Source organism: Dyella sp. 01N36 (genome assembly GCF_056399745.1).
The window spans coordinates 1-14,686 of the sequence record NZ_JBFTRY010000011.1 but is presented as its reverse complement, the minus strand read 5'-3'; the positions used below and the strand labels follow the sequence as shown (position 1 = coordinate 14,686).

Below are 14,686 nucleotides of genomic sequence, written 5' to 3'. Positions count from 1 at the left end.
GAAAAGCCCCGGAAATCCGGGGCTTTCAGCGGGATGAATCGATCAGCTCAGAGGCGATGCAGCGCGCGATGCGCGATATCGCGACGGCAGAAGCCGCCCTCGTAGTGAATCTTGGCCACTGCCGCATAAGCGTGTTCACGAGCAGCCGCGATGTCCTTGCCCAGCGCACACACCGTCAACACGCGACCGCCGGCAGTGACGACCTTGCCCTGCGCATCGAGCTGCGTGCCGGCGTGGAACACTTTCACGCTGGGGCCAAAATCGCTGTCCAGCCCGGTAATGACGTCGCCGCTGCGCACCTTGCCCGGATAACCACCCGCCGCCATCACCACGCCTAGCGACGGGCGCGCGTCCCACTGCACATGCGTGTGATGCAGCTCACCGTCGAGCGCGRCTTCGATCAGATCCACCAGATCGGATTTCAGGCGCAGCATGATCGGTTGCGTTTCCGGATCGCCGAAGCGCACGTTGAACTCGATGACCTTGGGCGTACCGCTCTTGTCGATCATCAGGCCGGCGTAGAGGAAGCCGATGAAGGGCGCACCTTCCATCGCCATGCCACGCAGGGTGGGTTCGATCACTTCCTTGAGGATGCGCTTCTCGACGTCAGGCGTGACGACSGGCGCMGGCGAATACGCGCCCATGCCGCCGGTGTTGGGACCCAGATCGCCTTCGTCGCGGCGCTTGTGGTCCTGGCTGCTCGCCATCGGCAAGGCGTGCTGGCCATCGCTCACCACGATGTAGCTGGCTTCCTCGCCGTCGAGGAATTCCTCGATCACCACGCGCGCGGATGCATCGCCAAACTGATGCGCGCCCAGCATGTCATGCAGCGCCTGCTCGGCATCCGCCAGCGTCAACGCCACCACCACACCCTTGCCCGCGGCCAGGCCATCGGCCTTGATCACGATGGGCGCGCCATGCTGGCGCACATAGGCGAGCGCGGGGTTGAGTTCGGTGAACACCGCGTAGCGCGCGGTGGGAATGTTGTGGCGGAGCAGGAAGTCCTTGGCGAATGCCTTGGAGCCCTCCAGCTGCGCGGCCACCGCGCGCGGGCCGAAGCAGCGCAGCCCCGCCGCGCGGAACTTGTCGACCACACCGGCTACCAGCGGCACTTCGGGACCGACCACGGTCAGCCCGATCTTTTCGTCCTTGGCCAACTTGAACAAGCCATCCAGGTCGGTCACCGCCACGTCGGCGTTGCGCACACCCTTTTCCCGCGCCGTGCCCGCATTGCCCGGGGCGACAATCACTTCGCTCACGCGCGGCGACTGCTTGAGCTTCCACGCCAACGCGTGTTCACGCCCGCCGCTGCCGATGACCAGGACTTTCATGGGGACTCCAACTGCCATAGGGGTGCGCCTGGAGCGGCGCAGCGGGCCATTGTAAAGGGCGGCGGGGGTTTTCGCAGTGCAGCACCGGGGGAGCTTCAGCGGGAGGCTGGGTTGGGGCCAGGTGAGAGTGAGGAGTGCGGCGCATCGCGTGGCGGCAAGCTGGCCACGGCGCAACTGTAGGAGCGCACTTGTGCGCGACCARCCTACGGAGCGGYACATCTGAGCTCCGCGGTCGCGCACAAGTGCGCTCCTACAAGGGATCGCGCTGGCCTGTGGATGGCGGATCAATGCTGCCGCTCAGTTCTTTGTGGGAGCGCACCCTGTGCGCGACAAACCWACGGAGCGGTACACCCCAGCGTGGCCGTCGCGCACAGGGTGCGCTCCCACAGACAAGCCAAGCGCCAGGYGCGGCACCAAGTGCGCCATCTGTGASCCACAGCCGATGCGCAGCGAGGCCCSGCTTTAAGTCCTCAGCGATTCKGGCGCGTTGCGCAGCGCTTGGAAGTATCCCCTGTGTACCCTCGGAGGTYGTCCCACAACRRCGCGCCTCRAGCGTTCGGGCTTATCCCARCACGATGCTGCGGGCGTTATCAGGCCATTCTCTTTGGGTTACTTTCGACGCGAAGCTAGTCCCGAGGGATCTCTTGGGCCAGCAAGAGAAAAGTGACTCGGTCGGCGGCAGCCGATCGAAACGCCCGCCGCGTAGGCGGCACCCTTGCGGTAACGCGACAACCAGAAACCGAGGCTCTGGCTCCCGGCCTGCGCCGGGACGACGGCGAAGAAGAAACGTTCCCGCGAGCACCCGCCCCTCACCCCAGCCCTCTCCCCGCAGGGGAGAGGGAGCAAAGCTAGAGCAAGGCTAGAGCAGCGCCAACAACGCGGCCCTCGGCAACTTCCCCGTCTCGTTGCGCGGCAACCCGGCCACCAACTTCAACGGCCGCGGCAAAAACACCGGATCCACCGACTGACGGAATGCGTCCAGGATGGTCTGCTCATCCATGTCCGGCGCCACCGCGAGCGCCGCAATGCGATGCACACCGAGCGCATCGCCGTTCTCCAGCTGGAACACCACGCCGTCCTTCACACCCGGGATCGCCTGCAGCCGACGGGTGAGATCACCGAGCGAAGCACGCTTGCCGGCAATCTCGAGCAAGTCCGAATGACGTCCGCACAAGCGGAAACGGCGTCCGCCGTCATGCAGCGTCACGATGTCGGCCAGCGTCATCGGCTCATCCAGCTGCGGTGCGCGCACCTGCGTGCCGTCGGGCTGGGGATGCAGCTGCACGTCGTCGTACAGCAGCCACGGCTCGTCATTGGCCGAACGGCGGCTGGCGAACACGCAGGTTTCCGTGGATCCGAACACTTCCAGCAGCGGCGCGCCGAAACGCGCCTCAGCCGCCTGCGCAAGCTCCACCGGCATCGGCGCGGTGGCGGACACCATGGCGTCGATCGGCGGCAACGTCACGCCCGATTCGATCAGCGCACGCAGATGCACCGGTGTGGTGATCAGCACGCGCGGCGCGGGTACCTCGGCCAACGCAGCCGCCACGTCCRCCGGCAGCAGCGGGCGGCCCGCATGGACGGCGATATGCCCGAGCAGGGGCAGCAGCACGGACATCTCCATGCCGTACATGTGCTGCGGCGGCACCGTCGCCACCACGTGGAACTGCGTGGCCACCGAGTCGTGCAGCATGCGCAGGTTGCCCGCATTGCTGGCGTTGAAGCTGCCCCAGGTCTTGGGGTTGCCCTTGGGCGTGCCGGTCGAGCCGGAGGTGTAGCCAATCGCCACGACCTGGTCGGCCGGCAGGGTCGGAATCGTCAGGTCTGCCTGCGACTCGGGGACGTCCATCAGGCTCGGCAGATGCCGGTAATGGCTCGGCGGCGCATCGAGTGCAAGTTCGCCCAGGGCATAGCTGCCGGGATGAGCGGCCATCACCTCGGCCACGGCCTGCGGTGCGCGCGAGGACGGCAGCAGGTTGGTCTGGCCACGCAGCGCAATGGCGCAGAAGGCCACCAGGAAGGCGTAGCGGTCTTCGCACAGGTTCACGGCGGCAGGGGCCACCGGCAGCTGCTCGGCGACCGCCAGCACGTGCACCAGGAAGCGCGCGGCGGTGACCGGCTCGCCATCGCGCCACACCAGCGGGCGATCCGGCGCGGTCGCTGCCAGCAACGGCAACTCGATGGCGGATCGTTCGAGCTGGACGTTTTCAAAAACGATGGCCAAGGTGTTCTCCGGCAACGGCAGTCTGCCCCTCGGTCCGGCCAGGCCGGTCCGACGTGCGGACGGAATAGAGAGCCCGCGATGATCCCCATCCTCGCGGTAGCCACTGAATCACTCCCTACTGAGAGCGCGTGGCATGCGGAAACCGTTCATCCTCGCTGACCCGGTCAGCAAGTCCTTGCGGCTTCACTCAGGCACGGATGATAGCGCCCGAGAGCGCATCGCGGATCACGGTGGGGCGTAGCTGATCGCCGGTCGGTGCGTCCAGCAGGCCGTCCAGCGCGGGTCCGAAGTAGCCGGCAGCTACGTCAGCGGTGCGCGCCGGCGGCTCGCCATGCGGATTGGCGCTGGTGGAAACCAGGGCGGCGCCATAGGCGCGGCATAGCGCAGCAGCAGGTTCGTGCGCCGTCACGCGCAGGGCGATGCCGGCGTGCGCGCCGGCCACCCAGGCCGGAACGTCCGCGGAGCGCGGAAAGATCCAGGTGTTGGGTCCGGGCCAGCTCTCGCGCACCTGCGCCAGCACGGCGGCGGGCACGGCGGACAGATCGATATAGCGCTCGACCTGGGCAAACTCCGACGCAATCAACAGCACGCCCTGGGTGGGTGGCCGTTGCTTGAGCGCAAACAGGCGCTCGAACGCGACGGGATTGTGCGGATCGCAACCGAGGCCGAACACGGCCTCGGTCGGATAGGCCAGCACACCGCCGCGGCGCAGCAGCGCGGCGGCGGCATCCAGGTCGGACAGGCTGAAGCGAGCCGTCACTCAGGCTTCCGTTGCCGCCTTCTTGGCGGCAGCTTTCTTGGTGGCGGTCTTGGCCGGAGCCTTTTTGGCCGCCGTCTTCTTCGTGGCGGTCTTCTTGCTCGCAGCCTTTTTGACGGTGGTCTTCTTCGCCGGGGCCTTCTTGGTGGCCGTCTTGCTGGCGGCCGCCTTCTTGGCCGCCGGCTTCTTCTCGGCGGCTGCCTTCTTGGCGGTCTTCTTGAACGCGCCGCGGCCCTTCTTGACCGGTGCGGCGGCGAGCAATTCGATGCACTGCGCTTCGGTCAGTTCCTTCGGCTCCTGGTCCTTGGGAATGCGCGCGTTCTTTTCGCCATCGGTGATGTACGCACCGAAGCGGCCGTTGAGCACCTGCACGCCGTTGCCGAAGTCCTGGATGATGCGGTTGGCGATCATCTCCAGTTTCTCCTGCACGATCTGCAGGGCGCGCGGCAATTCGATGGTGTACGGATCGTCTTCAGGCTTGAGCGAGGCGTACGTGCTGCCTTGCTTCACGAACGGACCGAAGCGGCCCACGCCCACCGACACTTCATCGCCGTTCTCAGCCTGGCCGAGCTTGCGCGGCAGCTTGAACAGCTCCAGCGCGTCGGCCAGCGTGATGGTGTGCATGCTCTGGCCCTGACGCAAGCTTGCGAACTGCAGCTTCTCGTCCGTGTCCTTGTCGCCGATCTGCGCATACGGCCCGTAGCGGCCCAGGCGCACCGACACCGGCTTGCCGCTCTTGGGATCGCTGCCCAGCTCGCGCGCGCCGGTCGCTTCGCTGCGATCGACGGTTTCGGTCTTCTCGTCCACCTGCTGCTTGAACGGCTGCCAGAAGCGCTCCATCAGCGGCACCCAGGCTTCTTCGCCACGGCTCACCGCGTCCAGCTCGTCTTCGAGCTTGGCGGTGAAGTCGTAGTCGACATAGCGGGTGAAATGCGCCGTGAGGAACTTGCTCACCGCGCGGCCCACGTCGGTCGGCTTGAAGCGGCGGCTGTCGAGGAACACGTATTCGCGGTTGAGCAGCACCTGGATGATGCTGGCATAGGTCGACGGACGGCCGATGCCGTGCTCTTCCAGCGTCTTGACCAGGCTCGCTTCGGAGTAGCGCGGCGGCGGCTCGGTGAAGTGCTGGTCGGCCAGGATGTCCTGCAGCGCCACTTTCTCGCCCACGTCGAGCTTGGGCAGGCGGCGGCCTTCGTCATCGTCGTCGGCGGTCTTCTGGTCGCGGCCTTCCTCGTATACGGCGAGGAAGCCCGGATCGACCACGGTGGTGCCGGTCGAACGGAACGAGGCATCGCCACCGTGCACGTGCGGCACGGCGAATTCCACCGACACGGTGTTGAGGGTGGCGTGGATCATCTGGCACGCAACCGTGCGCTTCCAGATCAGCTCGTAAAGCTTGCGCTGCTCATCGTTGAGATACGCCGACACGTCGCGCGGCGTGCGCATGGCCGAGGTCGGGCGAATCGCCTCATGCGCTTCCTGCGCGTTCTTGGATTTGGACTTGTAGGCCTGCGCATGATCCGGCAGCGCCTTGGTGCCGAAGTCGCGTGCGATCAACTCGCGCAACTCGACCACGGCGTCCTCGGACAGTGCCACCGAGTCGGTACGCATATAGCTGATCAGGCCAACGTTGCCCTCGCTGCCGATCGACACGCCTTCGTACAGACCCTGCGCGACCTTCATGGTGCGGCTGGTGGAGAAACCGAGCTTGCGCGCGGCCTCCTGCTGCAGCGTGGAGGTGGTGAACGGCGGGGCCGGGCGGCGCTTGCGCTCCTTGCTGCCAACCTCGCTGACGGTGAGGTGGCCGTGTGCCGCCTGCTTCAGCGCATGGCGAGCGGCCAGCGCATCGTGCTCGTTGGTGAGGTCGAACTGCTCGAACTTCTTGCCGTTGAGCTTGGTGAGGCGGGCGTTGAAATCACCCTCCGGGTGGCGCATCGCCGCTTCAATGGTCCAGTACTCGCGAGCGACGAAGGCTTCGATCTCTTCCTCGCGCTCCACGATCATGCGCAGCGCGGGCGACTGCACGCGGCCGGCGGAAAGACCGCGCTGCACCTTGCGCCACAGCACCGGCGAAAGATTGAAGCCCACCAGGTAGTCCAGCGCGCGGCGCGCCTGCTGCGCATCGACCATGTCCAGCGACAGCTGGCGCGGTGAGGCCACGGCGGCCTTGATCGCCTTGGGCGTGATCTCGGAGAACACCACGCGATGCAGCGTCTTGCCCTTGGTCAGGCCGCGCTCCTTGAGGATCTCGCTGATATGCCAGGAGATCGCCTCACCTTCGCGATCCAAGTCGGTCGCCAGATAGATGTCGTCGGCCAGCTTGGCCGCCTTGGCGATGGCGTCGACGTGTTTCTCGTTGCGGTCGATGACCTCGTAGGCCATGGCGAAGTTGTTGTCCGGGTCGACCGCCCCTTCCTTCGGGCGCAAGTCGCGCACGTGGCCATAGGAAGCCAGGACCTGGAAGTCCTTGCCGAGATATTTATTGATCGTCTTCGCCTTAGCCGGCGACTCGACGATAAGCAGGTTTTTTGCCATGAAGCTTGCTATCCGCCATCTATAGCCGACCTGTCCGGGCCGGCTTCCTATATTTAGTTAAAGGCATGGCGGCATCACGCCGTCAAGCTGAACCATGTGAAAGCGCGCTGCAGTTGGCCTTACGCTAGCCCGGCAAGCGTTGGTAGCGATTGCCTGGCAGCGCTTCGACCTGGCCGTCCAGCTCCAGCATCAACAACACAGATGTAAGGTCTGCGACAGTTTTGCCGGTGAAACCCGCCAGATCGTCGAGCGCGACCGGCCCGTAACCGAGCGCGTCGAGCAAGGCCCGGCGGGATGGATCGGCTTCGGACGCCGTCTCTTGAGGAGACGCGACGGCAAGGCCTTGTAACCGGCTTGCCAGCTCACGCCCCAGCGCGACAGCAACAGGAGCAAGCGCTTCCACGATTTCGGCAGCCGTTTCGACCAACCGCGCACCATCGCGAATCAGCCGATGGCAACCGTGAGCGAGGGGATTATGTATGGAACCGGGCAAAGCGAATACCTCGCGCCCCTGTTCGGCCGCCAGGCGGCCCGTGATCAGCGAGCCCGATTGCAGGCCGGCCTCGATCACCAGGGTGCCCAGCGACAAGCCGGCGATCAGGCGATTGCGGCGGGGAAAGTGATCCGCGCGGCCCGGCGTCCCCGGCGGAAACTCACTCACGAGCGCACCCTCGGCCGCCAGCCGCCGGGCCAGGGCCTGGTGCTTGTGCGGGTAGACGCGGTCCAGTCCGGTGCCCACCACGGCCACCGTAGGCAGCCCGGCCTCGAGCGCGGCCAGATGGGCAGCACCATCGATGCCCTCGGCCATGCCGCTGGTGATGGTGAAGCCGGCATGGCCCAGGTCCTGGGCGAAGGCGCGCGCGTCGGCGCAACCGCTCAGGGTCGCCGCGCGAGCGCCGACGATGGCCAACTGCGCGTGCAACAGCAGGCTGGCGTCGCCGGCGACAAACAGCACCGCCGGCGGCTGCGCAATCGCTTCGAGCTGCGGGGGGAAGTCCTCGTCGGTGTACAGCATCAGGCGATGGCCGGGCTGCGCCAGCCAGGCCAGATCGGCGTCGAGACGGCGCGGGTCGGGGCGCTGCAGCCAGCGGCGGGTGTCGGCGGGCAGGTCGGCCAGTCGTTGCTGGAGAGCCGCGAGCACGGCATCGACCTGGCCGTCATGGGCCGCCAGCTGTTCGCGCAGCGCGCCCGGCCCGAGGCGCGGCGTGCGCAGCAGGATCAGCCAGGTGCGTAGATGTTGAGGGTCGTTCATCGCCGTCCAGCCTAGGCACGGCGCAAAAAAAAACGGCGCGGTCGTGACCGCGCCGTTCTGTCGTCCTGTACCGCCGGGGTTTTAGTTCGGCAGTTCGAGCTTGTCGTGCCTGTGCACCGGGCGCAGGCCATCCATGATCAGGCCGTAGCTGACGCGGTCGAAGGTGCGGAACACCATCACGTGTCCCACGAACTCCTGGGGCAGCGTCACGTCCACGCCGGTGCCGCGATTCCAGCTGTTGTGGGCGACGTCGTCGTTGATGGTTTCGCCCGGCTGGTAGATCGAATAGGTCTGGCCGTTGTCCACGCCATCCTGCGAGCCGATATTCAACGCCACTACCTGATGCGGACCCACCGCATCGTAGGCATCGGCGAAGGCGATCACGCGCGCATTGCCCGGCAGCGACTTGGGCGCATGCGGGTAGTAGTAGGCGTCATACGGCTTGTCGTCGATCGGCAACAGGCGGTCGCCCTTGTTGATCTCCATGGTGCCGTTCAACAGCAGCAAGGTGGTCGGGTCGCCGGTGCGCAACACCTCGGCGGTGCCGATCACCATCACCTCGGTACCGATGTCCTCGCCATGGCCGTAGTGGCCGTCCGCGCGGAAATCTTCCTTCCACGGCGTCTGGACCAGCGACACATTGCTGTCCAGCGGATGGGCGACCAGATCCGAACCACTGTCGCGACCCTTCTTGCTGTCGAAGTCGCGGAAGGTCTGGGTGGGACGCACGATCGCAAAGCGCTGGCCCGGCTCGGACTGCAGGTTGCGGGCATAGACGTTCTTGCCCACCGTGCCGCGCAGATCCGCTTCCTCGAAGCCCACCACGTAAGGCAGTGCCTTGACCTGGTCGCTGTTGAGTACGCGCATTTCCTTGAGGAACGTCTGCAGCTGATCCAGCGGAATGGCCGGCACTGCATCGCCCTCGGCACGCACGCGGGGCTGCAAGCCCAGGCGCGGACCGTTGGCAAACGACAGATTCAGCACGTCACCCGGATAGATGAGATGTGGGTTCTGCACTTGCGGGTTGGCTTGCCAGATTTCCGGCCACAGCCACGGCTTGGACAGGAAACGTGCGGAAATCGCCCAAAGGGTGTCGCCCTTTCGAACCGTATAGGTATCCGGGTGATCGGCACGCAATTGCGCGCCCGCAGCGTAAACAGCCACCGTGACCAGCATGCCGGCCAGCAGCCCTATGGACTTTCTGATCATAAACGGGAATCCCCCATCCCCCGACGCTCGGGCGAGTGTAACCGAACAACTTGTTCACGCAACCGTGACCAGTTGGCAAAACAGCATGCCAGACGGGCGCTTGGCGGCGTACAATAAAGGTCATTCTAGATGCGCCCGGGGCTTGGTTTTCACCGATTCGCCCGCAGTTTCGGCGCTTGAGGTAAAGCCATGTCCGTACTGACCATCATCGAATTTCCCGATCCCCGCCTGCGTACCAAGGCCGAACCGGTGACCGTGTTCGACGCCGAACTCAAGCAGTTCGTGGCCGATATGTTCGAGACCATGTATGACGCCAATGGTGTCGGCCTGGCCGCTACCCAGGTGAATGTACACAAGCAGGTGCTGGTGGCCGACATGAGCGACGAGCGCAATGAGCCGCTGGCGCTGATCAATGCACGCATCATCGAGAAGGACGGCGCCCAGGTCTACCAGGAAGGCTGCCTGTCGTTCCCGGGCATTTACGCCGATGTCACCCGCGCCCTCAAGGTGAAGGTGAAAGCCAACGACGTGGACGGCAACGAGATCGAGCACGAGTTTGAAGGCCCGCTGGCCGTGTGCGTGCAGCACGAGATGGATCACCTCGCCGGCAAGGTGTTCGTGGACTATCTGTCGCCGCTCAAGCGCTCCATGTTGCTCAAGCGCCTGGAAAAGCAGCGCAAGCAGGCGGCCACCGCTTGAAGCTCCGCGTCGTCTTCGCGGGCACTCCCGAATTCTCCGTACCCTGCCTTGAAGCGTGCCGTGCGAGCGGTGCGCAGGTGGTGGCGGTCTACACCCAACCCGATCGCCCCGCCGGTCGCGGCCGCAAACTCACACCCAGCCCGGTCAAACAGGCGGCCCTGGCAGCCGACATTCCCGTCGAGCAACCCGAATCGCTGAAGTCCGACGAGGCACGGGCCACACTGGCCGCGTACGCGCCGGACCTGATGGTGGTGGTGGCTTACGGCTTGATTCTTCCGCGCAAGGTGCTGGCCATTCCGCGCCTGGGCTGCTGGAACGTGCACGCCAGCCTGCTGCCGCGCTGGCGCGGCGCGGCGCCGATCCAKCGCGCCATCSTGGCCGGCGACAGCGAAAGCGGCGTCGACCTGATGCAGATGGAAGCCGGCCTGGATACCGGCCCGGTACTGCTGGAGCGCCGCACGCCGATCAGCGGCGAGGACACCGGCGGCTCGCTGCATGATCGCCTCTCCATGTTGGGCGCCGACGTGCTCGCTGAGGGTCTGGCGCGTGTGATGGCCGGTGAAAGCTTGGCCCCCCAGGCCCAGCCGGACGAAGGCGTCACCTACGCGCACAAGTTGGACAAGGCCGAGGCGCGACTCGACTTCACGCGACCGGCGATTGAGTTGGAGCGCCAGGTGCGCGCCTTTGATCCGTGGCCGGTGGCTGAAGGTGAAGTCGCTGGCGAAATGCTRCGAATCTGGGCCGCGCGCGCCATCGAAGGCAGCGGTGCGCCGGGTTCGGTGCTTGGCATAAGCCGCGAGGGTATCGATATCGCCTGCGGTGAAGGCGTGCTGCGGGTAACCGCGTTGCAGCGTGCGGGTGGCAAGCGCATTACGGCGGCCGATTACTTCAACGCCATGAAGACTCGCGGCCTCTAAAGATCGGCATTCCGGCGCAGGCCGGAATCCAGTAGCGGGAACCATTGGCTTTCGCGACGCCAGTGGTAAGTCTCATGAGCGCCAGCGAAAACCGAGCACTGACGCTACTGGATTCCGGCCTGCGCCGGAATGACGAGCTAAAAAGCGCGCTTCCGTTTACCCCCGCTTCTCACCCACATCCACTACCTTCCCCTGATGACCGATACCCGCGCTCTAGCCGCCCAAGCCCTTGCCGACGTCGCCTTGCGCGGCACTTCACTGCGCGACGCGATGGAGCGTCATGCGCCCAAGCTGGCCGACGGTCGCGATCGCGCGCTGCTGATGGCCTTGCTGAGCGATGGTGCACGTTGGTGGCTGCGTTTTGACCCCRTGCTCGATCGCCTGATGGAGAAGTCGTTGCGCCAGAAGGAGCCCGTGGTGCATGCACTGCTGGTACTGGGACTGGTGCAACTGGAAATCCTGCAGCTGCCGGCGTATGCCGCCGTGGCCGCTACGGTGCAAGCCACGCGAGCGCTGCAACGCCCGCGCATGGCAGGACTGGTGAATGCGGTGCTGCGTCGCTGGCAACGCGAACGCGAGGCGCTGCTGGCCGAACTCGACGCCAAGCCGCAGACGCGACACGCGCATCCRCTGTGGCTGGCCAAGACGCTGACACGCGACTGGCCGGAGCAAGCCGATGCGGTGATGGCGGCGAACAATGTTGAGCCGCCGCTGATGCTGCGCGTCAACCATCGCCGCAGTGAACGCGACTCGCTGATCGAGCGCCTGCGTACGGACGGCTATACGGCCGATGCCCATGCGTGGCTCGCTGACGGCATCGTGCTTCCGCACAGCACCGACGTGACCCGCCTGCCCGGTTTCGCCACCGGCGAGTTCGCAGTGCAGGATGGCGCCGCGCAGATTGCCGCCGATCTTGCTGACGTGCGCGACGGCCAGCGCGTGCTCGATGCCTGCGCCGCGCCTGGCGGCAAGGCCTGCCATTTGCTGGAGCGCGCGGATCTCTCGCTCACGGCGCTGGAATTCGACGCCAGGCGCACCCAGCGCATCAGCCAGAACCTGGAACGTCTCGGCCTCAAGGCCGATATCGTCGTCGGCGATGCAGGCGAGCCTGAAGGCTGGTGGGACGGCAAGCCGTTCGATCGCATCCTGATCGATGCGCCCTGTTCGGCTGCTGGCGTGCTGCGCCGGCGGCCCGATGTACGCCTGCATCGCCGCGACAGCGACATCGCCCCGCTCGTAGCCCAGCAGAAGCGCATCCTGACGGCCCTGTGGCCGCTGCTGGCGCCGGGCGGCCGGCTGGTCTACATCACCTGTTCCATGCTGCGCGCCGAGAACGACGCCGTGGTCGGCGCCTGGCTCCAGGGCCGGTCCGATGTGCGGGTCGTGGAGTTCTCCCTGCCAGTGGGACAGGCGGCGAGTGTGGGCTGGCAGGTTCTGCCCGGGGATGGCGACCTGGACGGCATGTACTATGCCGTCCTCGAGAAGGCCTGAAGGCGCCCGCAGGCGCCGCCGCTAAGCCAGGAACCAGGCCAAGGCCGTTAAGCTCGGGCCACGGCATTAAGCTATGAGTTTGCGACGCGGCCCGCCGCAGCCCCGGAATCCACGCATGTCTGTCTTTTCTCAAGCCACTCCCCTGGAACGCCGCCGATTCTGGCTGTTGCTGCTGATTGCCCTGGTGGTGATCGGCGCCGGCATGGGCCTGCGTGATCCCTGGCCGTCGGACGAACCGCGCTTTGCGCTGGCTGCCAAGCACATGGTGGAGAGCGGCGACTGGCTGTTCCCACATCGCGGCAGCGAACTGTATTCGGACAAGCCGCCGATGCTGTTCTGGCTGGAAGCTGCCAGCTATACGGTGATCCGCAGCTGGCGCATCGCCTTCCTGCTGCCTTCGCTGCTGGCGGCACTGGGTTGCCTGGCGCTGGTCTATGACCTCGGCCGCCGCCTGTGGAATCGCCAGGTCGGCTTGTATGCCGCTTCGGCCCTGCTCATCACGTTCCAGTTCGTCTACCAGACCAAACGGGCGCAGATCGATCCACTGGTGATGTTTTACATCACGGCGGCGAACTGGGGCCTGCTGGTGCATATGCTGAAAGGGCCTAACTGGCGCGCGTTCTGGTTCGGCTGTTTCTGCGCGGGGCTGGGCGTGATCACCAAGGGCGTTGGCGTGCTCGCGCTCTTCATGTTTGTGCCGTATCTGGTGGCCGCGTTTGGCCAGTGGAATGGCGTGTCGCGCATGGGTGAGGGCGCCTGGTGGCGCTGGGCATTGGGTCTGGTTGCGCTGTTGCTGGCGATGGCATTGTGGCTGGTGCCGATGCTGTTGGGCGCGAAAGCGCACGCGGGCGATCCGGCCTATGCCGCTTACATCAACGACATCCTGTTCCACCAGACGGCCGGCCGTTACAGCAAGTCCTGGGATCACCACCACAACGCGCTGTACTACGTGCCCATCGTGCTGTTCACCTGGCTGCCGCTGTCGCTGACCTATCCGGGCACGCTGCCGCGCTGGTGGCAGTCGCTCAAGGCCAGGGACGCGCGCATCCTGTTGCCGCTGGGCTGGATCGTGCTGCTGCTGGTGTTCTTCTCGATTCCCAAGGGCAAGCGCGACGTCTACATCATGCCGGCGCTGCCGATGCTGGCGCTGGTCAGTGCGCCGTATCTGGACGAGCTGCTGCAGAAGCGCTGGCTGCGTGCGGCTGGGCTCGTCTTCATCGGCATCATGGGCGCCGCCATGCTCGGCGTGGGCGCCACGGCGCTGGTGGCGCATCCGAAGTTTGCGAGCGAGTTCGCTACGGCGCGCGGTTTTGATGATGGCGGCCATGCGCTGTGGTGGATGTTCGTCACCATCGGCGCCGTGCAACTGCTGCTGATCGCCACGCTGCGCATGCGTCGCGCCGTCGCCGCCGTCGCTGGCGGGATGGCGGCCATGTGGCTGGTGTGGAGCTTGTGGGCTTACCCCATCCTCAACGATTCCAGCTCGGCTGCCGGGCTGATGCAGGACGTGCGCGAGCGCCTGCCGGCGGGCGACCAGATCGGCATGGTGGCGTGGAAGGAACAGAACCTGCTGATGTTCAATCATCCCGCTACGGATTTCGGTTTTACGCGACCGTGGCATGAGCAGTACAGCGCTGCGGTGAAATGGCAGGCTGCCGATCCCGAGCATCGCTGGTTGTTTGCGCTGGATGGGGTGATGGCTCAGTGCGTGGATCGCAGCAAGGCGGTGAGCCTGGGGCATGCGAATCGGCGTGAGTGGTGGATGTTCAAGGCTGATGCCGTGGTGCCGGGGTGCATGCCTAGTGAGGATGTGGATCGGGTGCCGGCGGCGGCGCTGGAGGAGTGAGGGGGTTGGGTGGGTGGTGGTGGCTTCGCCCACTTGGATGCGCGCTTTTGATCGTCATCCAGGCGGAGGCCGGAGGCGCTCTTTAATAGCCGAAGGGCTGGTCTTCCAGAGCCTTGGTCTCCGTTGTCGCCACGAGGCCAGCGTGCCGCCTACGCGGCGGGCGTTTCGATCGGCTGCCGCCGACCGAGTCACTTTTCTCTTGCTGGCCCAAAAGATCCCACGGGACTAGCTTCGCGTCGAAAGTAACCCAAAGAGAATGGCCTGATAACGCCCGCAGCATCGTGTTGGGATAAGCCCGAACGCTTGAGGTGCGTCGTTGTGGGACAACCTCCGAGGGTACACAGCGGGTASTKCAAAGCGCTGCGCAACGCGCCCGAATCGCTGAGGACTTAAGGCGGGGCCTCGCTGCGCATCGGCCTTGGGTC

Annotated in this window: 10 protein-coding genes; 4 read left to right on the top strand and 6 right to left on the bottom strand. The window is 65.7% G+C overall.

Annotation, left to right across the window (positions count from 1 at the left end):
• Positions 1-47: 47 nt before the first annotated feature.
• From purD to AC1DMG_RS04440, 6 genes are all read right to left on the bottom strand, one after another.
• A complete protein-coding gene (gene purD, locus AC1DMG_RS04465) occupies positions 48-1,331 on the bottom strand; it encodes a phosphoribosylamine--glycine ligase (RefSeq protein ID WP_477180201.1) in 1,284 nt (427 codons plus the stop codon).
• Between the two features lie 859 nt (positions 1,332-2,190).
• Complete coding sequence (locus tag AC1DMG_RS04460) at positions 2,191-3,498, bottom strand: AMP-binding protein (protein WP_477180213.1); 1,308 nt, start codon at positions 3,496-3,498, stop codon at positions 2,191-2,193.
• 244 nt (positions 3,499-3,742) lie between these two features.
• On the bottom strand, positions 3,743-4,315 hold the full coding sequence (gene tsaC / locus AC1DMG_RS04455) for an L-threonylcarbamoyladenylate synthase type 1 TsaC (RefSeq protein ID WP_441601920.1): 573 nt from the start codon (positions 4,313-4,315) through the stop codon (positions 3,743-3,745).
• Positions 4,316-6,847: a DNA topoisomerase I gene (locus AC1DMG_RS04450; protein ID WP_441601919.1), complete on the bottom strand. Its 2,532-nt coding sequence runs from the start codon at positions 6,845-6,847 to the stop codon at positions 4,316-4,318.
• A gap of 124 nt (positions 6,848-6,971) precedes the next feature.
• The gene (gene dprA, locus AC1DMG_RS04445) at positions 6,972-8,099 is read right to left on the bottom strand and encodes a DNA-processing protein DprA (protein ID WP_441601918.1); all 1,128 of its coding nucleotides are present in this window, start codon (positions 8,097-8,099) and stop codon (positions 6,972-6,974) included.
• An 81-nt stretch (positions 8,100-8,180) separates the two neighbouring features.
• Positions 8,181-9,308 (bottom strand): LysM peptidoglycan-binding domain-containing protein, encoded by a 1,128-nt coding sequence (locus AC1DMG_RS04440; protein ID WP_441601917.1) that lies wholly within the window; start codon positions 9,306-9,308, stop codon positions 8,181-8,183.
• 189 nt (positions 9,309-9,497) lie between these two features.
• On the opposite strand from AC1DMG_RS04440, the gene def reads away from it, so the two are divergent.
• The 4 genes from def to AC1DMG_RS04420 all read left to right on the top strand — a co-directional run bounded on the left by def (position 9,498) and on the right by AC1DMG_RS04420 (position 14,261).
• On the top strand, positions 9,498-10,007 hold the full coding sequence (gene def, locus AC1DMG_RS04435) for a peptide deformylase (protein ID WP_441601916.1): 510 nt from the start codon (positions 9,498-9,500) through the stop codon (positions 10,005-10,007).
• Positions 10,004-10,924 (top strand): methionyl-tRNA formyltransferase, encoded by a 921-nt coding sequence (fmt, locus tag AC1DMG_RS04430; RefSeq protein WP_477180200.1) that lies wholly within the window; start codon positions 10,004-10,006, stop codon positions 10,922-10,924. Before def ends, fmt begins: the two co-directional genes overlap by 4 nt.
• 192 nt (positions 10,925-11,116) lie before the next feature.
• Positions 11,117-12,415: a 16S rRNA (cytosine(967)-C(5))-methyltransferase RsmB gene (rsmB, locus tag AC1DMG_RS04425; protein ID WP_477180212.1), complete on the top strand. Its 1,299-nt coding sequence runs from the start codon at positions 11,117-11,119 to the stop codon at positions 12,413-12,415.
• Between the two features lie 115 nt (positions 12,416-12,530).
• The gene (locus AC1DMG_RS04420; RefSeq protein WP_441601914.1) at positions 12,531-14,261 is read left to right on the top strand and encodes an ArnT family glycosyltransferase; all 1,731 of its coding nucleotides are present in this window, start codon (positions 12,531-12,533) and stop codon (positions 14,259-14,261) included.
• The last annotated feature ends 425 nt before the right edge of the window (positions 14,262-14,686 follow it).

Coding starts and splice junctions, on each gene's coding strand:
- AC1DMG_RS04450 (WP_441601919.1), bottom strand. CDS start 6,847: ATGGCAAAAAACCTGCTTATCGTCGAGTCGCCGGCTAAGGCGAAGACG.
- dprA (WP_441601918.1), bottom strand. CDS start 8,099: ATGAACGACCCTCAACATCTACGCACCTGGCTGATCCTGCTGCGCACG.
- AC1DMG_RS04440 (WP_441601917.1), bottom strand. CDS start 9,308: ATGATCAGAAAGTCCATAGGGCTGCTGGCCGGCATGCTGGTCACGGTG.
- def (WP_441601916.1), top strand. CDS start 9,498: ATGTCCGTACTGACCATCATCGAATTTCCCGATCCCCGCCTGCGTACC.
- AC1DMG_RS04420 (WP_441601914.1), top strand. CDS start 12,531: ATGTCTGTCTTTTCTCAAGCCACTCCCCTGGAACGCCGCCGATTCTGG.